The following is a 532-nucleotide window of genomic DNA, read 5'->3' on the forward strand; positions in this document are numbered from 1 at the left end:
GATCCTGATGATGCCATCAGGCGCTGCAGATAGCGAGGTGAGATGCCTTGGCAACGAGCTACCATCTCGACGCTGAGTCCTGGTTCTTGAAAGTGTGTCTCGATGTAATCAAGGGCGGCGCCGTGGCGCGCAGTCACGACAGCGCTCGCACTGCTCTCGCCCAAGGGAGCGCACTCGACGATTGCGAGCGCCAGGAGATCGTGGATGTGAGTCACGACTGCATCTCGCAGCTTCGGGGTGGCCAGAACACTCTCATTAAATGCCGACTTGAGATAAGCCATGAGAAGTCGGAGCGCTTCATTTCGGTGAGAAATCGGCCGCATGGCGCGGCTTTCGACGTTCGTCACGCGCTGTGCAAGCGCGTCGCGCGGTACGGCAAGACCGAATAGCAATCCGTCGACATAGGTGACGGTGACCGGCTCGGAATGCAGAATTGCGATGGCGTCGCTGGCGTTAAGCTCGATTTCTTGACAGCGCTGCGATAGTTGACTTTTGCCGGGAGAACAGAGGACGACTCCGATCGAGTCATCAC

1 protein-coding gene is annotated in these 532 nt (G+C 58.1%); it reads right to left on the reverse strand.

Translation table 11 applies throughout. From position 1 onward, the window contains the following. On the reverse strand, positions 1 to 532 hold a 532-nt coding region (locus tag AC0L3X_RS47410; RefSeq protein WP_473317653.1), incomplete at both ends, for an AraC-like ligand-binding domain-containing protein.

The organism is Bradyrhizobium sp. MI1.7, assembly GCF_055811795.1.